Below are 15,805 nucleotides of genomic sequence, written 5' to 3' on the forward strand. Positions count from 1 at the left end.
AACCGAACGGCTCCCTCGCCTTGGTCTGCGCCGCCCTGACCCGCGCCACCCTGACCCGCGCCACCCTGACCCGCGCCACCCTGACCCGCGCCACCCTGACCCGAGCCACCCGGACCCGAGCCACCCGGACCCGAGCCGCTCCGAGGCGCGGCGCGCCGACCCGCGGCGCCCCGCTCTGTGCTGCCCCGCCCCGTACCGCGCCCACCGGCGGCGCCCCGCTCGGCGCCATTCCGCTCGGCGCCGTCCCGCTCGGCCGTGCCTCGACCCGCGCGGCCCCGATCCGCAGCGACCGGCTCCGAGGCGGCCCGCTCTGCAGTGCCCGCCCGGGCATCGGGGCGCGCCCCGGAGCGGCCCACGGCCGAAGCGGGTGATCCCGATGCCCGCGGCCGGGCCGCCTCGTCGGTCGGCGGCCGGCCGTGAGGTTCCGCGAGCGCGCCGGTCGGTGCGTGCCCGGTGCCGTCGAGGCCGTGGGAGCCGAAGGCGGGGCCGGCGGCGCGGATCGCGAGCTCGGGCAGCGGGTCGAGATCGATCTGCTGGGCGGCGATGACCCGGGCCGCGAACAACCGGACGAACGCGTAGTAGCCACTGGGCCCGCGCAGCATGTTGCGCATGAGCCACAGCAGTCCGTGCTGACCGTAGATCTCGGGCAGGCCGACCCTCGCGTCGGCGAGGGCCGGGCGCGCGGCCGGCGGCACCGGGTCGCGCGTCGGCCGCCACAGCACCCGCAGGAAACCATCCTCCAGCCTGGTCGCGCCGGCCTTGCTGAAGTTCTCGACGCGGGCGCCGAAGACCTCCCATTCGCGCCCGCACCAACCGTCCTTAAAAAACGGGTCGGAGCAGAGCGCGACCATCGAACGGATACGGCCGGCCCCGGCGGCGAGGGCGAGGTCGGCATCCATGCCGGGCCGCGGCCGGGTATCGAGGATTCCGCCGACCCCGGTGCCGACAAGCAGCCGCAGCTCGTACTCCAGATCAGCATGAAAGCGCTGGACCCAGCGACGGTCCTCTTTGGCGGCATAGGAGACGAAGAAGTAGCTCTTCATCGTGAACACTCGCTTACCATCACCGCGCCCCCGGGCCCACCGCCATCCGGTGGACGGTGTCGTCAAACGCTATCAGCCGACCGCCCGGATGGCGATGCCCGCGGCGCAGGGAGCATCAATGACGGCTCAACGCGCCGTCCCCCGGGGTGGCGTCGCTCCGCATACCACCACTCCCCGGGGAGGCGGTCACCGCCGCTTCTCTGCTTTCCGTCAACCGGCGGCGCGGGCGTTTTCCCCTCAGTGCACTTCCCAGTGTTCGGGTTCAAGGCGCAGCCACCGGTCGATCTCCTCCCGCCACCAGATCCGAGTACCACCCCAGGTCGCGGTGCGGTTCACGACCGCGGCGGGGCTCGGCGCGGCTGGATCGACCCGTAGCCGATGATCGATGGCCTGCCGGGTGAGGCCCAGGGCACGGGCGATGTCGCCGGAGCCGACGAGCAGTGGTAGGTGATCCACGCCTGCCGACGTTAGCCAATCCGGGCCCCGCCGCGCCCGCGACGCCGGGCCCGTGGGTGCCAAGGAAAGGCCCCTCGGCGCACAGTGGAACCGGAAGCTGCCAGAGGGTGAGCAACGTCGCCCGGATCGACGTGAAGGCGGGCCGATACCCGCGATCCGGTGACCGACCGCCTACGGTGCCGTCGCCACCGCGGGCCAGGCCGACGGCGGTCGGCGCGCGGACGGGCGCGGGCGTCTCCCGGGCGACAGCGAAGTCTCGGTGATGCGCTCACCGGCGGCGCCCGTCTGTGCTTGGCTGATCACGTGTCTCGGACCGTATGCAGGTCCGGCCGGTGCGATCGACGAAAGCCGCGGAAATGGAGAACAGTGGGCATTGATCTCGCCAAGGGCGGCAGCGTCGCCCTTGCCGAAGCCGCCGAAACCCTCACACACATCACGGTCGGTCTCGGCTGGGATCCAAATCGTCCAGGAGCGGAGGAATTTGACCTGGACGCGAGCGCGATCGCCCTGCAGGGAAACGACCGGGCGCCCAGCCTGAGCTATTTCGTCTACTACAACAACCTGGGCAGCCCGCGCGGGGAGATCGTGCACCGCGGGGACAACCTCACCGGTGAGGGCGCGGGTGACGACGAGCAGATCGACGTGCGGCTCGATCTGCTGTCCAGCGCGATCACCCGCATCGTGTTCCCGGTGAGCATCCACAACGCCGACTACCGGCACCAGAGTTTCGGTGACGTGCACGGCGCGTACATCCGGGTCGTCAACGCCGACACCGGCGACGAGCTGGTGCGCTACGACCTGTCAACCACCGCCGCGAGGGACACCTCGATGCTGTTCGGCGAGCTGCACCGCGGCGGCGGCGGCGGCTGGCATTTTCGCGCGCTCGGCGAGGGCGGCGTCGCCGGACTGGCGGAGATCGCGCGCGGCTACGGTCTCGACGTCTGAACCGCCACCCGGCCGGCCGCGGCGCGGCGCGTGCGGCCCCACCGCACGGGCCCGGCGCCGCCCGACCCGCTGCCTGCCGCCTGCCGCCTGCCGCCTGCCGCCTGCCGCCGACGCTCGACGTAGCAGGCGACGAGCGCCCGGGTGGCGGGCGCTCGTCGCGGGATGGGCGGTTCAGCGGGGTGCGCTCGGCGAAGGATGCGCTCAGCGGGGGATGGAGGTGTGCTTGAACTCGTTGAGCTCCGGCCAGCCGGTCAGCAGGTCGACGGCGCGCTCCACCGCCCGGATGGACGGCGCCGCCTCGGCGCCCAGCGGCGCCCGGTCCATCAGCCGCACGAAGACCGCCTGGTCGCCGGCGATGAACGTGGGCACGCCCCAGACCGAGTGGGAGGCGACGTAGCGCTCGTGCTCAGCCTGGACCCGGGCCAGCCCGCCCTCGTCGACCCGGGCGAGCACCTCGTCGGCGGGCAGCCCGACCGCGGTGAGCGTCTCCCGGATGACCGCCCGGTCCTCCAGATGCCGGCCCTCGTCGTGGCGGGCCGCGAACAACGCCCGATGAGCCGCCTGGAACAGGTCGGGGTATTCGTCCCGGATCACGACGCCGGCCTGCAGGGCGAGAATGCCGGAATCCTGCTCGGGCTTCTCCCAGACGCTGGGCTGCCCCTCCTCGACATGCGCCTGCCCCAGCGAGAAGGGGATGAAGCTGACATTCCAGTCGGCACCGGCCGCGAGACCGGTGAGCACGTGTTCATGCGCGTTGCGCGCAAACGGGCAACGGTAGTCCCAGGTGATCGCGAACGTGGCGGAGGTCATACCCGCGGCAACAGCCATACCCCCGGCGATGTTCCGACCCCGACCCGACCGGCCGACGGCGAATGCCGCAACGCCGGTCCGGGCCCGGGAGGAAGCCGGCTGGCGAGGAGACACATCCATGGTCCCATCGCCAATCTCCGGCGCGGTGAGGAACCGATCAACTACGTTCCGTTCCATGCCGGGGGTCGAAGTGGCGCTGTGGGGGCTGTTCGGCGGCTTCGCCGTCGAAGGTCTTGACCTTTACACCGCGGTCCGCCGGTCGGGCCGCTGGCCGTGGCGGACGGGCCGGCCCCGGGCGGTTGGGGCCTGGGCCTATCTGGTGGCCGAGGTCGTCCGGCTCGCGATCGGTGCGGGGCTCGCCGCCGCGGCGGGCGCATCCGGGCAGGTGACGACGGCGTTCGCCGCGGTCGCGGTGGGGATCGCGGCACCGCTCGTCGTCGAACGCCTTGCCCGGGCGATCCCGCTCGACTCCGCAGGCACCGGCCCGCCGGCGGCTCCTCCCGCACCTGGGCCGGCGGGCACGGGGGTGCCGGCGCAGGCCGGTCCGGTGGCCGGTCCGGTGGCCCCGTCGGCCGCCCCGGGCGGGGAGTGACCATGCGAGCGGACTCCTTCGCCGGCCAGGTCGTCGCCGTCCTGTCCCGGCGGACGCCGGAGTTCTCGGCGCTGCCCGACGAGCCGCAGACCTTCCCGGGGCGCGTCCACGCCCTGCGCACCCGGGCGAGGGTCGGCACGCGAGCCGATCCCGGCCGGACGGCGCCCCCACCACCGGCCGGCCGCGGCACCCAGCCGGATCCGGCAGCCTCACCCCTGCCCTCGCGCGAGACCATCGTGGTCGGCGGTGGACGGCAGACGAGACCGCCCACGGGTCCCGCTGCTCGGGGTCGCGTGTTCGTCGCCGCCGCGGCCGTGCTCGCGGCCGGCGTCGTCATCGTGCTGTCCTCCCTGGGGTGGCTTGCCGGCAGCGACGGCGAGGGTGTGACGACCACCAGTCCGCCCCACGGGATCGGCGGGGTGCTGGTGGGTCACGCCGGCTCGGTGACCTCGGTGGCGTTCAGCCCGGACGAGCGCACCCTCGCCTGCGCCGGCACCGACGGCACCGTCCGCCGATGGGATGTCACCGACCCGCTGAATCCCCGCCCGCTCGGCCAGCCGCTGGCCAGCGGTGTCCAGCCCGTGACGTCCGTGGCGTTCAGCCCGGACGGGCGCACCCTCGCCGTGACGGGCACCGACGGCACCGCCCGCCTGTGGAACGTCACCGACCCGACGGACGCCCGCCCGCTCGCCACGATCACCGGGCACGTCGGCGCGGTGACCTCGGTGATGTTCAGCCCGGACGGGCGCACCCTCGCCACCGCCGGCGCCGACCGCACGACCCGCCTGTGGAACGTCACCGACCCGCGCGACCCCCGGCCGGTCGGGGCACCCCTCGTCGAGGTGGCCGCCGTGTCGGCGGCGGTCTTCAGCCCGGACGGCCGCACCCTCGCCACCACCGCCGCCGACGGCACGGTGCGGCTGTGGGACGTCACCCACCCGGCCGATCCCACCCGGCTCGGTCGCCTGCCGGCCGCGACCGATCGCACCCGCGCCGCCCGACCGGTGGCGTTCGGTCCCGGCAGCCGGCTCCTCGCCGCCGGGGACGGCCGCGGCGTGCGGCTGTGGGACATCACCGAGCCGGCGCGTCCCCGCCCGCTCGGCCGGCCCCTGACCGATCACACCGGCGCCGTCACCGCGCTGGCCCTCGCCGGGAACATCCTCGCCACCGGCAGCGACGACCGCACCATCGCGCTGTGGGAGATCGCCGACCCGGCGGCGCCGAGCGAGCTTGGTCCGCCCTTGACGGGCCATACCGGCACCGTGACCACGCTGGCCCTCGCAGGGAACATCCTCGCCACCGGCAGCGACGACCGCACCGTGCGGCGGTGGGACGTCGGCTAGTGGGCAGCTCGGGCAGCGGGCCCGGGACGCGGCCGGGCGGCGGGGCGGTCAGCGGCGGATGCCGCGGCGTCCGCGGGGTAGTCGGGCCGATGGCTGGCGGGGCAGGTCCCGGGGGGCGCGGCCGGGGTCGTCGAGGCCGGCCGGGTCGAGGCCGCGGCGGGCGGCGATCACGCCGCGGACGTAGACGACCGCGGCGATGATCACCATGATGTCGTCGATCAGCCCGATCGGCCCGAACGGGATCTCGGGGACGGCGTCGACCGGGGAGACGACGTAGGCGAGGCTCGCCAGGGTCGCCACGGTGCCGCGCAGCGGCAGCTCGTACCGGCGGATGACGACGAGGGCGGCCACGGCCAGCGCGAGGCCCAGGGCCACAAGCACGCCGAGGACGACGAGCAGCGTGGTGCCGAAACTGTCACCCATCATCCACTCCACTCCAGGTCGGTCCTCGCGCGGCCGGTCGGCGGCCTGGGGCGCGATGATCCCTGACGGCATGCCCGATGTCCGGCCGTTGCGAACATCCACGCCGCACGCCGGTGCCGGTCCGGCCCGCCACCCACCGTGCCGCGTTGTCGGAGGGGAGACGTCCCACGGTTCGGCCGACGGGCGGACACACACCGGGGTGCGCCGGTAGGCTTTTCGACGTGTCCCCCGCGGATTCGCCAGCGCCGCCCGGCCGGCTGATGGCCGTCAGTGATATTCATGTCGGCTATTCGGAGAATCGGCGGATTGTCGAGGACATCGAGCCCGGATCGCCGGAGGACTGGTTGATTCTGGCCGGTGACGTGGCCGAGGTCGCCGGCCAGATCGAGGCGATCTGGCGGCTGTTCACCCAACGTTTCGCCAAGGTGATCTGGGTGCCCGGCAACCACGAGCTGTGGACGCCGAAACACGATCCACTCCGGCTGCGCGGCGAGGAGCGGTACCGCCATCTCGTCGAGGTCGCCCGCGGCCTCGGCGTGGTCACGCCGGAGGATCCGTACCCGGTGTGGGCGGGCGCGGGCGGTCCGGTGGTCGTCGCGCCGCTGTTCGCCCTGTACGACTACAGCTTCCGCCCGGCGGGCACGGCGACGAAGGAGCAGGCCCTCGCCCTGGCCCGGGAGACCGGGGTGGTGTGCACCGACGAGTGGCTGCTGCACCCGGATCCGCATCCCACCATCGACGCCTGGTCCCGGGCCCGGGTCGCCTACACCGCCGAGCGGCTGGCCGCCCTCGACCCGGCCGTGCCGACGGTGCTCGTCAACCACTGGCCGCTCGTCCGGGAACCCACGGACATCCTGCGCTACCCGGTGTTCGCGCTGTGGTGCGGCACGACGTCCACCGCCGACTGGCACCGGAGTTTCCGCACGGAGGCCGTCGTCTACGGCCATCTGCACATCCCCCGCACGACCTGGTACGACGGCGTCCGCTTCGAGGAGGTCTCGATGGGGTACCCGCGGGAACGCGTCGCGTGGGAGGCCTACGGCCGGCCCTTCGCCGGCCCACGCCAGATCCTGCCCTACCCGCCGGAGCCCGTCGGGGGCCCGGCCGCGCAGGCGGCGGGCGGGGCGGCGTCGCCGAGTCCCACCCGGTCGCCGTGGCAGTCGACGGCGAGGAGCTGACCGTGATGCTGGCCAGCCTGCTGCCGGACGCGGCCGTCGCCGTCGAGGCGTTCGAGGACGATCTGGACGCCGTGCTGTTCCCCGAGGAGGCCGCACTGCTCGCCCGCGCCGTCGACAAGCGGCGCCGTGAGTTCACCACGGCCCGGATCTGCGCGCACCGGGCGCTGAGCGGCCTCGGCCTGCCGCCGGCGCCGATCCTGCCGGGCGATCGGGGCGCACCCCGCTGGCCGGACGGGGTGGTCGGCAGCATCACCCACTGCGCCGGCTACCGGGCGGCAGCGGTGGCGTTCGCCGGCCGGCTGCGCACGATCGGCATCGACGCCGAGCCGAACGAGCCCAACCCGCAGGGCGTCACCGCGCAGATCACCGTCCCGGCCGAGGAGGGCTGGCTCGCCACCCTCACCGAGACCCGGCCCGACGTGCACTGGGACCGGCTGCTGTTCAGCGCCAAGGAGTCGGTGTACAAGGCGTGGTTCCCGCTGGCACAGCGCTGGCTCGGGTTCGAGGACGCGGCGCTCACGATCGACCCGGGAACAGCGGTAGCCACCGGCACGGCGGTCGACCGCGGCACGGCGCTCGCCCCAGGCACGGCGCTCGCCCGCGGCACGTTCACCGCGAAGCTGCTGGTGACGGGGCCGACGCTCGGCGGCGGGGAGCTCACCGGCTTCGACGGCCACTGGCTCGCCGACCGTGGCCTGCTACTCACCGCGATCACCGTCCCGCACCTCGACGGCACGCCGGTGCCGCCGGTGCCGCCGGTGCCGTGAGGCACCATCGCGGGCGACGCCCGCTTGCGGCCGGGCGACGCCGCCCCGCGGTACGAACCGGACCCGGCGCCTTCCCCGCCGGCCGACGGCCGCGCACGAGGGGCCTGCAGGGCCGCAAGCCGCGGTAGCATGGCCCGCTTGTGCCGCCGCCCTGCTCGCCCAGGTGGGCGAAGGCCAGGTGTGGACGGTCGTATGCCGAGGCAGGAAGAAACATGCCCATCCCTGAGGACCCTTGCGCAGCGTCGCGTCCCGCCGCTCCCGGCCGCTCCCCCGGGCCGCCGACCGGCCCGGCGGCCCGGACGGCGGCCGGCGAGTTCGTCCTGACGCTGTCCTGCCCCGACCGGCGCGGAATCGTCGCGGCCGTCTCCGCCTTCCTCGCCGGTGCCGGCGGCAACATCGCCGACGCAGCCCAGTTCGGCGACACCGACTCGGGCCGGTTCTTCATGCGGGTGCACGTCGTCGCCGAGGAGCCGGACCTCACCCTGGACTCGCTGCGGGCCGGTTTCGCCCCCGTCGCACGCCCGTTCGCGATGGACTGGCAGCTCCACGACCTCACGGTCCGCCCCCGCATGCTGATCCTGGTGAGCCGGTTCGGGCACTGCCTCAACGACCTGCTCTACCGGCACGGGTCGGGGCTGCTCGACGTCGACATCCCCGCCGTCGCGTCGAACCATCCCGACTTCGCCGACCTCACCGGCTCCTACCGCATCCCGTTCCATCATCTGCCGGTCGACCCGACCACCCGCGACCGGCAGGAGCAGGGGATCCAGGAGATCATCGAGCGGGAGCGGATCGACCTGGTGGTCCTCGCCCGCTACATGCAGATCCTTTCCCCCGGCCTGTGCGCGCTGCTCGCCGGCCGGGCGATCAACATCCACCACTCGTTCCTGCCGAGCTTCTCCGGCGCCCGGCCCTACCACCAGGCGCACGCCCGCGGGGTGAAGCTGATCGGCGCGACCGCGCACTACGTGACCGCCGAGCTCGACGACGGCCCGATCATCGAGCAGGACGTGATCCGGGTGGATCACGCCGACGGCCCCGACCGCCTCGCGGCGCTGGGCCGCGACGTCGAGTGCCGCGCGCTCGCCCGCGCCGTGACCTGGCACGTCGAGCACCGCATCCTGATCAACGGCCGCCGCACGGTCGTGTTCTCCTGACCCCGGCCTCGGCGAGGTCCACGGCGATCTCACCGCCGAGGGTGAAGCCGGCGCGCAGCTCCAACGCGTCCCCGCTCCAGAACCGGCCCGGGTCGTACCAGTTCGGCGCCCGGCCGGGCGGGAGCAGACCCATCGCCTCGTAGGTGACGGCGACGACCTCGGCGCAGTAGGCGGTCTGCAGCGCCTGCGGGGACACCGCCCGGCGCGGGCGCGGGAACCGTCCGCGCAGCCAGCGCGTCGCGAGCTGGGCAGTGGAGGGGAACGGCGTGCCGTCGAGGCGGGCGACCGTGCGCAGCGCGGCGTCCTCCTGCTCGGCGCCGACCGCCGGCGAGAGCTGGCGCAGCCAGGCCCGCTGACCGTAGCGGCGCGCCCAGACCTCCACCGCCGCCCGCAGGTCGTGCAGCTGCACCCCGCGGTGGTGCATGCCCGCCCAGACGTCGGGCAGCGTCTTGCCCAGCTCCGCGTGCCACAGCAGCGGAGGGAGGTCGTCGAGCACGATCGCCATGCCGACGTGGTTGACCGGGCTGTTCGTCGTCGTCTGGATCGCCCGGTCCGCCGCCGTGCGGCCGCGGAACAGCCACAGGTCACCGGTCCGGGCCAGCTCCAGGGCGTCGGTCAGGCCGATCCGCGAATCGGGCATGCCGGTAAGCATGCCCCACCCGGGCCGGCGCACCGTAGCCTGACGGGATGCGTCACGCCCGGTGGGGGAAGCTGCTCGGCGTCGCCGGTCTCGTGGGGGTGGCCGCGACCGGCGTCCTGGTCGCCCGCGACCACCGCCAGCGTGGCTCCTACTCCCCCGACGAGATCCGCGCGCGCCTCCAGGCACGGGCGGCCACCGACGGGGGTTCGCCGCCGACGACGCCCGCGGGATCGTCCGACCCGGGCACGACGACGCCCCCCGGATCGTCCGACCCGGGCACGACGGCCACGCCGCGGGAACCGGGGCTCGTCGGCGAGCCGACCGGAACCCGGCGCGCCCGGCTGCTCGGCTGGCTGCCGCACCGGTTCACCCGACGACGTCCTGGTGCCATCCGCTGACCGCCCGGCCGGGATCTTCCCCGACGGCGCCGGGGACGGTGTTGAGCGCGCGGTGCAGGCTGCCGAGCTGCTTGTGATGCTCGTCGAACGGGACGGCGACGGTGTGCACGCCGAACCGGGACAGCACCGGCTCGGTCCATGGCGCGCTGGCCGTCGACACGAGCGCCGCCGGCTCGTCACCGCCCGCCGCCCAGCCCCCGAAACGCGGGCCGGGCAGGAAGAACACCCCTGCGGCGAACGCGGCGACCATCTCCGGCGCCAGCGGGCAGACGGCCAGTTCGATGCTGCGCAGCGCGTCGACGAGGGTCGTCTCCCGGCTGGCCGCGCCGTGGCTCTCGACGACGGCGGGCGCGTGCAGCCGGTCCGCCGCGACGAGGGCGATCCCGGGGCCAAGTCCCAGCCAATGGTCCAGGTGCGGTTCGCCGGGACGGCGCAGCTCGTCGCGGACCCGCACGACGCGGCCGAACGCGGCGAGCAGGTGCGGGCGCAGCAGCCCCCACGCCGCCGGGCTGGTCCGCGCGCCGGTGCCGAGCACGGCGACGCCGTCGCAGGTGACGAGGTCACCGCCGGCCAGGAACAGCGGTTCGGGCACCCGCACCTCCGCCGACCGTCCCCGCAGGCCGCGCAGGACCGCCGCCATCACGACCGTCTCCCGCGCCCGGTCGCGGCGGCGCAGCCGGCCGACGGCGATCGCCCCGCCGAGGTCGACGTAGTGGTCGCGGGGGAACATCAGGCCGGCGAGCGGGCGCAGGGCGTAGCTCTCGTCCGTCTGGTCGGGGCCGATCACACCGCCACCCGCGCCCGGGTCGAGCAGCAGCCGCGGCTGGCGCAGCACGACCGGGGCGAGCGCCGGGACGGACCAGTCGCGCATCGCCTCGCGGGCCGCGGACAGCCGGGCGTCGTCGTCGGCGCTGACGGCGCGGGCGGCCAGGTCGAGCAGGATCTCCCGGGGTAAGGCGGCGAGGATCTCCGACGGCGCGCGGGGATCGGCCCCCAGGTCGATCAGGGCCGCTCGCACCGCGGCCGACTCCGCCGCGGCCCGGACCGGGTCGTAGGCGGGCCGACCCGGCCGGAAGACCGACGTCTCCACCGGCTGCACGACGGTCGGATTCTGGATCAGCACCATCGGCCCGCTCACCGCGCCCGGCCACACTTCATCGGTCTTGCGGCGTGGAGACTCCGCCGTTCACGGCGGGGAGGAAACGCCGCTCCCTTATGGGTGGCATTGTCGATCCTTTCCTAGAATCGGGGCATGTCTCGCTTCCGGCTCTATCCGACTGTGGAGCAGGCGGCGGTGCTGGAGTCGCCTCGCGGGCATGCGCGGTACGTGTGGAATCTGGCTGTCGAACGGCAGTCATGGTGGAGTCCGCGCCGCGGCCCGGCATCCGGGTACACCGAGCAGGCCCGGCGGGTGACCGAGGCCCGGAAGGAAAACCCGTGGCTGGCGGAGGGTTCGCAGACCGTCCAGCAGCAGGCGCTGCGTGATTCCGCTACAGCTATGGCCGGTTTCTTTCGCGGCACTCACCGCAGGCCCGGGTTCCGCACGCGCGGTCGGCGTGAGGGTTTTCGGATCGTGGGCAGTCGGGGCGCTCAGTGGGAGGTGCGGCCGGTCAACCGCCGCTGGGCGCAGGTGAAGGTTTCGAAGGTGGGTTGGGTGCGGTTGCGCTGCATCGCCTGCGGGCACACGGCCAACGCCGACATCAACGCTGCCAGGAACATCGCGGCCCGGAACATCGCGGCCCGGAACATCGCGGCCCGGAACATCGCGGCCGGACGGGCCGTGACCGCGCGGGGAGGCACCGGAACACCGGAGCCCGTGAACCGCGAACCTCACCATTCCACACCCCCGTTCCGATCAATGATGTGTAGGAGTGGGAATCCCCCACCTTCAGGCGAGGAAGGACGTCAACTGGGCATTATGCAATTCCGTCGACGCACGGAACGACGACGCCCGCCGGCTCGCCACATCACCGCGACGAAATCCGGTTATCGATAGACCAACCCATTGCCGCAAAAAGGAAATTTTCTCGCAAAAATAGCGACCTGGCTGCGTCGGCGAGGTCAGAGGACGAGCTCGCCGACGGCCCAGACGGCCGCCATGGCGACGCCCGCGACGAGTTCGACGAGAACGCCGATGCCGAACGCGACGATCGCCGCCCAGGTCGTGCCGCCCGCGGTCCGGTAGTCGCCGAGCCGGATCAGCTCCGCCACGTAGATGCCGAGGACCCCGCCGATCAGCAGCCCGAGGACCGGCACGACGAAGAAGCCGACGATCGCGCACACGACGCCGACGACCAGGCTCTGCCAGGGCACCCCCCGCCCGGCGGTGGCCCGCGCGGGCAGGACGTACTTCGTCAACGCGCCGATCACGAACAGGGCCGTCATCAGGGCCAGCACGATCCAGCGGCCCACCCCGCCGCCGTCCGCGATCACCCACCACAGCCCCGCGCCCCAGACGAGGACCAGACCGGGCAGCACCGGAAGGACGATCCCGACCAGGCCCACGGCCATCACCAGGGCGACGGCGAGCAGCTCACCGGTACTTATGGTGCGACCTCCCTCGTACCGCCTTTCGGAGAAGGTACCGGTCCCGGGACGTCCCCGGGCCCGCCTGACAAACGTGCGACCACGCCGTTCCCGTCGCCTTCACCTCGATGCCCGCCGCCCGTCTCCTGATCTCCACCCGCTCCCCCCGGCTGACCCCCACCCGCTCCCCCCCGCCGGCCCGGAACGCCGCCGTCCGTGCCCGGGGCGTTGCGCGCAGCCATCCGCCGCCCGGTCTCGGCGAGGGCGGCCCGCAGGTCCTCGGGCGCCAGCACCTCGACCCCGTCGCCGAGGGCCAACAACTGGGACAGCGCGACGTCCGGCCCCTCGGTGGCCAGGTCCACGACCCGCCAGCCGTCGCCGTCCGGCGTCGACGCGCCGGCGAGGGCGTCGCGGGCGGCGAACGGGTCGACGGCGTGCCGCAGGCCGCGCAGCGCCGCCGGGGACAGCCGCAGCCGGCAGGTCCAGCGCAGCAGGGAGCGGGCGAACTCGTCGCTGCCCGCCCGCCACCAGGCGGCGAGGTCGAAGTCGTCAGGCCGGTCGAACGTCTCCGCCCGCAGGCTGGCCTGGGCGATCCGCCCGACCCGGTAGCTGCGGACGTCGCTGCGGTGGCGGGCCACCAGGTACCAGGTGCCCGCCTTGCAGACCAGCCCGAGCGGATCGACCCGCAGGGCCACGCCCCGGCCCGCCTCGTCGCCCACCGTCTCCGTGCCCGCCGTCTCCGTGCCCTGGCCAGCCGGGCCGGCGGTGACCGCGCCGTCGCCGGGGCGGGCGTAGCGCAGGTCGACGCGGCGGCCGGCCCAGACCGCCTCGGCGAGGACCGCCAGGTGCGGCACGGCCTCCTCGCGGTGGAACCATCCCGGCGCGTCGAGCAGGAACCGCTGGCGGACCTGCCCCGCCTGGGCACGGGGCCGCGGCGGCAGCGTGGCGAGGACCTTGGTACGCACGGCCGCGGCGACGGCGGCCAGCCCCAGCCCGCCGAGCACCTCGGGCCCCGCGCCGAGCAGCAGCAGCGCCGCCGCCTCGTCGCCGGTGAGACCGTCGAGGCTGGTGCGCCAGCCGTCCATCAGCCGCACCCCGCCGGCCCGACCCGGCTCGGTCCACAGCGGCACCCCGGCGTCCTGCAACGCGGCGATGTCGCGGTGCACGGTCCGGACGGACACCTCCAGCTCGGCGGCCAGCTCCGCCGCCGTCGCCCGCCGCACGGCCTGCAGATGCAGCAGCAACGCGGTCAGCCGGCTCGATCGCACCTGGAGATGCTAGGCCGGAAACCATGACGGGGGATGGCAGGGTTTGCGCCGCAGGATGGCCGGGTGACGACATCCTGGCGCGACTTCGAGACCGCCCACCCCGCCTTCGCCGACACCGTGCGTACCCGGTTCGAGGCGTTCCGCCATCACGTCCTGGCCACGATCCGCGCCGACGGCTCCCCGCGCACCAGCGGGATCGAGGTCACGTTCCGCTCCGGCGAGCTGTGGCTCGGCAGCATGCCCGACGCGCGCAAGTCCCGCGACCTGCGCCGCGACCCCCGCTTCGCGCTGTCCGCCAACCCCGGACCGGGCACCGACATGGCCGGCGGCGACGTCCGGATCGCGGGCCTCGCCCGCTGGGTCGACGACCCGGCGACCCTGGCCCGCTTCGCCGAACAGGTGCAGCCCCCCGAGCCGTTCGACCTGTTCCGCGTCGAGCTCACCGAGGTCGTCCGCACCACCGTCGACGAGGCCGCCGAGGAGATCGTCCTCGCGAGCTGGCGCCCCGAATACCCCGCCCTCCGCGTCCAACGCCGCGGCAACAGCTCCGCCACAATCCGCGAAAGCTGGGCCGAAGTAAACGCCTGACTTGCGGACATCCCAGCCATACCGAGTGCGGAGTACATGCCTGATCCGTTACTCCGCCAGGCGGAGGATGATTGCTGAGATACTGCCCTGGTCCGGCTTTGAAGTCAGGTTCGTCGACATGAATGGAGAACAGTGATCAGGGCTGGCGACGTCGACTATGACAGGCATGGCGGCGGCTACGCGACGCTACGACGGACGGACCCCCGGATTGAAGCCCGGGTACATGCCGCCCTCGGCGACGCGCGCACTGTGCTCAACGTGGGCGCGGGTGCCGGATCGTACGAGCCGACGGATCGGTACGTGGTCCCGGTCGAACCGTCGGCCGCCATGCGCGCCCAACGCCCCGGCGGCCTGGCGCCCGCGGTGCGCGCGATCGCCGAGGACCTGCCGTTCGATGACGACTCGTTCGACGCCGCGATGGCCCTGGTGACCGTGCACCAGTGGTCCGACGCCCGGCGTGGTCTGCGCGAGCTGCGGCGGGTGAGCCGTGGTCCCGTCGTGGTGCTCACCTTCGACGGCGACGCGCTCGACCTGCTGTGGCTCGCCGAGTACGCGCCGGAACTGATCGCGGCCGAACGCCGCCGGTTCCCCGGCATCGACGTGCTCTCCGAGCTGATCGGTAGGCACGTGGAGGTCGAGGCGGTGCCGGTACCCATCGACTGCGTCGACGGGTTCACCGAGGCCTTCTATGCCCGCCCGGAGAAGTTCCTCGATCCGACGGCGCGCCGAGCGCAGTCGGCGTGGAGTTTCGTCAGCGACACCGACGAGGACCGATCGGTCGACCGACTCCGGCAGGATCTTGAGTCGGGGAGCTGGGACGAGCGGCACGGGCACCTGCGGACCCAGAACGAGTTCGTCGGGGCTCTGAGGCTCCTCACCGGCCATCCATGACCGGGGGCCGCGGCTGCGGCGGCCGGCATGAATCCGACGATGGCGCGAACCCACCAGACCCGCCACGCCGAACTCGGCGAGCAGCCAGCTCCACGCCGTGGCCGAGGAGCTGGGCAGCGGCCCCTGGCGAGGCTGGCTGCGCCTCGGCGCGGTCCACCACGCCCCGACGGGTTCCACGGATCCGACGGGTTCCACGGAACCGGGCGGCTGTGGGACACCGCCAGCGGCCAGACGGTCGCCTCCGTCGTCCAACTGGGCGAGGGATGGGCGGTGCTACTGCCCGACGGGTCCTACCCGCTTTCGGGGGAGGCGGCAGCGATCCGCGGTGCGGTAGGGGCGGCCTTCGCCCGACAGGTCGAACCTGGTCAGCTCCCGGTCGAGGTCGCCCTCGTGGACGACCTTCGTACCGGTGCGGCGGGGATACCCGCGCTCTCGCTCGTCGCGACCATGGACGCGGACGAGATCATCGACCATGTCCTGGGCACCCGCGCCACGGTGGGCCACACCCCGGTGCTCGCGCTCGGGCCGCTCAGCGTCCGGCCCGACCATCAACGACGCCGCGTCGGTCACGCGCTCATGCATGCCGTGCTCGGCGCCGCCGACGCCCTCGGCGAACCGCTGGTCGGCCTGCTCGGTGACCCGGGATATTACTCCCGCTTCGGTTTCCGTCCCAGCGTTGAATGTGGCATCACCGCGCCCCGCCCTGCATGGGGCGCGCATTTCCAGGTACGGACCCTCACCGCGGGCCGCCCGTCGCCACGGGGACGGTTCACCTATGCG

19 protein-coding genes and 2 pseudogenes are annotated in these 15,805 nt (G+C 73.8%); 11 read left to right on the forward strand and 10 right to left on the reverse strand.

What is annotated here, in order from left to right:
- Positions 1-20 precede the first annotated feature (20 nt).
- On the forward strand, positions 21-371 hold the full coding sequence (locus FRAQA3DRAFT_RS38740) for a pentapeptide repeat-containing protein (RefSeq protein ID WP_369809463.1): 351 nt from the start codon (positions 21-23) through the stop codon (positions 369-371).
- A 471-nt stretch (positions 372-842) separates the two neighbouring features.
- Here the strand turns inward: FRAQA3DRAFT_RS38740 and FRAQA3DRAFT_RS38745 are convergent.
- Positions 843-1,043 (reverse strand): annotated as a pseudogene (locus tag FRAQA3DRAFT_RS38745) (TIR domain-containing protein); the annotation flags it as partial.
- A 237-nt stretch (positions 1,044-1,280) separates the two neighbouring features.
- Entirely contained in the window at positions 1,281-1,499 is a 219-nt protein-coding gene (locus FRAQA3DRAFT_RS12860) for a hypothetical protein (RefSeq protein ID WP_011603482.1), read from the reverse strand.
- 366 nt (positions 1,500-1,865) lie between these two features.
- Here FRAQA3DRAFT_RS12860 and FRAQA3DRAFT_RS12865 point away from each other — a divergent pair, with 366 nt between their 5' ends.
- Positions 1,866-2,444 (forward strand): TerD family protein, encoded by a 579-nt coding sequence (locus FRAQA3DRAFT_RS12865; protein ID WP_009739464.1) that lies wholly within the window; start codon positions 1,866-1,868, stop codon positions 2,442-2,444.
- A gap of 201 nt (positions 2,445-2,645) precedes the next feature.
- Here FRAQA3DRAFT_RS12865 and FRAQA3DRAFT_RS12870 read toward each other — a convergent pair whose 3' ends face one another.
- Positions 2,646-3,254, reverse strand: a complete 609-nt coding sequence (locus tag FRAQA3DRAFT_RS12870) for a DsbA family protein (RefSeq protein ID WP_009739465.1) — start codon at positions 3,252-3,254, stop codon at positions 2,646-2,648.
- Between the two features lie 175 nt (positions 3,255-3,429).
- On the opposite strand from FRAQA3DRAFT_RS12870, the gene FRAQA3DRAFT_RS12875 reads away from it, so the two are divergent.
- Positions 3,430-3,846 carry a hypothetical protein gene (locus FRAQA3DRAFT_RS12875; protein ID WP_051054332.1) on the forward strand — a complete coding sequence of 139 codons (417 nt, stop codon included), beginning with the start codon at positions 3,430-3,432 and terminating at the stop codon, positions 3,844-3,846.
- 2 nt (positions 3,847-3,848) lie between these two features.
- Positions 3,849-5,189, forward strand: coding sequence for a WD40 repeat domain-containing protein (locus FRAQA3DRAFT_RS12880; protein ID WP_009739467.1), 1,341 nt, complete (start codon positions 3,849-3,851; stop codon positions 5,187-5,189).
- Positions 5,190-5,237: 48 nt separating this feature from the next.
- Here FRAQA3DRAFT_RS12880 and FRAQA3DRAFT_RS12885 read toward each other — a convergent pair whose 3' ends face one another.
- Complete coding sequence (locus FRAQA3DRAFT_RS12885) at positions 5,238-5,615, reverse strand: DUF1232 domain-containing protein (protein ID WP_009739468.1); 378 nt, start codon at positions 5,613-5,615, stop codon at positions 5,238-5,240.
- A 218-nt stretch (positions 5,616-5,833) separates the two neighbouring features.
- Here FRAQA3DRAFT_RS12885 and FRAQA3DRAFT_RS36020 point away from each other — a divergent pair, with 218 nt between their 5' ends.
- From FRAQA3DRAFT_RS36020 to purU, 3 genes are all read left to right on the forward strand, one after another.
- A complete protein-coding gene (locus FRAQA3DRAFT_RS36020) occupies positions 5,834-6,790 on the forward strand; it encodes a metallophosphoesterase (protein WP_009739469.1) in 957 nt (318 codons plus the stop codon).
- A gap of 5 nt (positions 6,791-6,795) precedes the next feature.
- Positions 6,796-7,557: a 4'-phosphopantetheinyl transferase gene (locus FRAQA3DRAFT_RS36025; RefSeq protein WP_009739470.1), complete on the forward strand. Its 762-nt coding sequence runs from the start codon at positions 6,796-6,798 to the stop codon at positions 7,555-7,557.
- Between the two features lie 212 nt (positions 7,558-7,769).
- Complete coding sequence (gene purU, locus FRAQA3DRAFT_RS12900) at positions 7,770-8,714, forward strand: formyltetrahydrofolate deformylase (RefSeq protein WP_009739471.1); 945 nt, start codon at positions 7,770-7,772, stop codon at positions 8,712-8,714.
- On the opposite strand, the gene FRAQA3DRAFT_RS12905 is transcribed toward purU, so the two are convergent.
- Positions 8,683-9,354 (reverse strand): hypothetical protein, encoded by a 672-nt coding sequence (locus FRAQA3DRAFT_RS12905; protein WP_035920911.1) that lies wholly within the window; start codon positions 9,352-9,354, stop codon positions 8,683-8,685. The genes purU and FRAQA3DRAFT_RS12905 overlap by 32 nt on opposite strands.
- A gap of 47 nt (positions 9,355-9,401) precedes the next feature.
- On the opposite strand from FRAQA3DRAFT_RS12905, the gene FRAQA3DRAFT_RS12910 reads away from it, so the two are divergent.
- Positions 9,402-9,752: a hypothetical protein gene (locus tag FRAQA3DRAFT_RS12910; RefSeq protein ID WP_009739473.1), complete on the forward strand. Its 351-nt coding sequence runs from the start codon at positions 9,402-9,404 to the stop codon at positions 9,750-9,752.
- Here FRAQA3DRAFT_RS12910 and FRAQA3DRAFT_RS12915 read toward each other — a convergent pair.
- The gene (locus FRAQA3DRAFT_RS12915; RefSeq protein WP_009739474.1) at positions 9,721-10,878 is read right to left on the reverse strand and encodes an arginine deiminase family protein; all 1,158 of its coding nucleotides are present in this window, start codon (positions 10,876-10,878) and stop codon (positions 9,721-9,723) included. The two genes, FRAQA3DRAFT_RS12910 and FRAQA3DRAFT_RS12915, sit on opposite strands and share 32 nt — an antisense overlap.
- A gap of 126 nt (positions 10,879-11,004) precedes the next feature.
- On the opposite strand from FRAQA3DRAFT_RS12915, the pseudogene FRAQA3DRAFT_RS37185 reads away from it, so the two are divergent.
- Positions 11,005-11,067 (forward strand): annotated as a pseudogene (locus tag FRAQA3DRAFT_RS37185) (hypothetical protein); the annotation flags it as partial.
- 275 nt (positions 11,068-11,342) lie between these two features.
- Here FRAQA3DRAFT_RS37185 and FRAQA3DRAFT_RS37190 read toward each other — a convergent pair.
- From FRAQA3DRAFT_RS37190 to FRAQA3DRAFT_RS12930, 3 genes are all read right to left on the reverse strand, one after another.
- Positions 11,343-11,552 carry a hypothetical protein gene (locus tag FRAQA3DRAFT_RS37190; RefSeq protein ID WP_035920912.1) on the reverse strand — a complete coding sequence of 70 codons (210 nt, stop codon included), beginning with the start codon at positions 11,550-11,552 and terminating at the stop codon, positions 11,343-11,345.
- 261 nt (positions 11,553-11,813) lie between these two features.
- Positions 11,814-12,263 (reverse strand): DUF456 domain-containing protein, encoded by a 450-nt coding sequence (locus tag FRAQA3DRAFT_RS12925; RefSeq protein ID WP_009739475.1) that lies wholly within the window; start codon positions 12,261-12,263, stop codon positions 11,814-11,816.
- A gap of 32 nt (positions 12,264-12,295) precedes the next feature.
- On the reverse strand, positions 12,296-13,546 hold the full coding sequence (locus FRAQA3DRAFT_RS12930) for a YafY family protein (protein WP_009739476.1): 1,251 nt from the start codon (positions 13,544-13,546) through the stop codon (positions 12,296-12,298).
- Positions 13,547-13,579: 33 nt separating this feature from the next.
- Between FRAQA3DRAFT_RS12930 and FRAQA3DRAFT_RS12935 the strand changes: the two genes are divergently transcribed.
- Both FRAQA3DRAFT_RS12935 and FRAQA3DRAFT_RS12940 read left to right on the forward strand, forming a co-directional pair.
- Complete coding sequence (locus FRAQA3DRAFT_RS12935) at positions 13,580-14,134, forward strand: pyridoxamine 5'-phosphate oxidase family protein (protein ID WP_035920915.1); 555 nt, start codon at positions 13,580-13,582, stop codon at positions 14,132-14,134.
- 132 nt (positions 14,135-14,266) lie between these two features.
- Entirely contained in the window at positions 14,267-15,025 is a 759-nt protein-coding gene (locus FRAQA3DRAFT_RS12940) for a class I SAM-dependent methyltransferase (RefSeq protein WP_009739478.1), read from the forward strand.
- A 273-nt stretch (positions 15,026-15,298) separates the two neighbouring features.
- Here the strand turns inward: FRAQA3DRAFT_RS12940 and FRAQA3DRAFT_RS38750 are convergent, their stop codons facing one another.
- Positions 15,299-15,607: a hypothetical protein gene (locus tag FRAQA3DRAFT_RS38750; protein WP_369809418.1), complete on the reverse strand. Its 309-nt coding sequence runs from the start codon at positions 15,605-15,607 to the stop codon at positions 15,299-15,301.
- Between the last annotated feature and the right edge of the window lie 198 nt (positions 15,608-15,805).

The organism is Frankia sp. QA3 (genome assembly GCF_000262465.1).
Classification (GTDB): Bacteria; Actinomycetota; Actinomycetes; order Frankiales; family Frankiaceae; genus Frankia.

What these genes read in the sequence shown, in the direction of transcription:
- FRAQA3DRAFT_RS12915 (WP_009739474.1), bottom strand. Translation starts at nt 10,878, where the DNA reads ATGGTGCTGATCCAGAATCCGACCGTCGTGCAGCCGGTGGAGACGTCG.
- FRAQA3DRAFT_RS12880 (WP_009739467.1), top strand. Translation starts at nt 3,849, where the DNA reads ATGCGAGCGGACTCCTTCGCCGGCCAGGTCGTCGCCGTCCTGTCCCGG.
- FRAQA3DRAFT_RS12870 (WP_009739465.1), bottom strand. Translation starts at nt 3,254, where the DNA reads ATGACCTCCGCCACGTTCGCGATCACCTGGGACTACCGTTGCCCGTTT.
- FRAQA3DRAFT_RS12905 (WP_035920911.1), bottom strand. Translation starts at nt 9,354, where the DNA reads ATGCCCGATTCGCGGATCGGCCTGACCGACGCCCTGGAGCTGGCCCGG.
- FRAQA3DRAFT_RS12910 (WP_009739473.1), top strand. Translation starts at nt 9,402, where the DNA reads ATGCGTCACGCCCGGTGGGGGAAGCTGCTCGGCGTCGCCGGTCTCGTG.
- FRAQA3DRAFT_RS38750 (WP_369809418.1), bottom strand. Translation starts at nt 15,607, where the DNA reads ATGCATGAGCGCGTGACCGACGCGGCGTCGTTGATGGTCGGGCCGGAC.
- FRAQA3DRAFT_RS12885 (WP_009739468.1), bottom strand. Translation starts at nt 5,615, where the DNA reads ATGATGGGTGACAGTTTCGGCACCACGCTGCTCGTCGTCCTCGGCGTG.
- FRAQA3DRAFT_RS36025 (WP_009739470.1), top strand. Translation starts at nt 6,796, where the DNA reads ATGCTGGCCAGCCTGCTGCCGGACGCGGCCGTCGCCGTCGAGGCGTTC.
- FRAQA3DRAFT_RS12925 (WP_009739475.1), bottom strand. Translation starts at nt 12,263, where the DNA reads ATGGCCGTGGGCCTGGTCGGGATCGTCCTTCCGGTGCTGCCCGGTCTG.
- purU (WP_009739471.1), top strand. Translation starts at nt 7,770, where the DNA reads ATGCCCATCCCTGAGGACCCTTGCGCAGCGTCGCGTCCCGCCGCTCCC.
- FRAQA3DRAFT_RS12875 (WP_051054332.1), top strand. Translation starts at nt 3,430, where the DNA reads ATGCCGGGGGTCGAAGTGGCGCTGTGGGGGCTGTTCGGCGGCTTCGCC.
- FRAQA3DRAFT_RS12935 (WP_035920915.1), top strand. Translation starts at nt 13,580, where the DNA reads ATGGCAGGGTTTGCGCCGCAGGATGGCCGGGTGACGACATCCTGGCGC.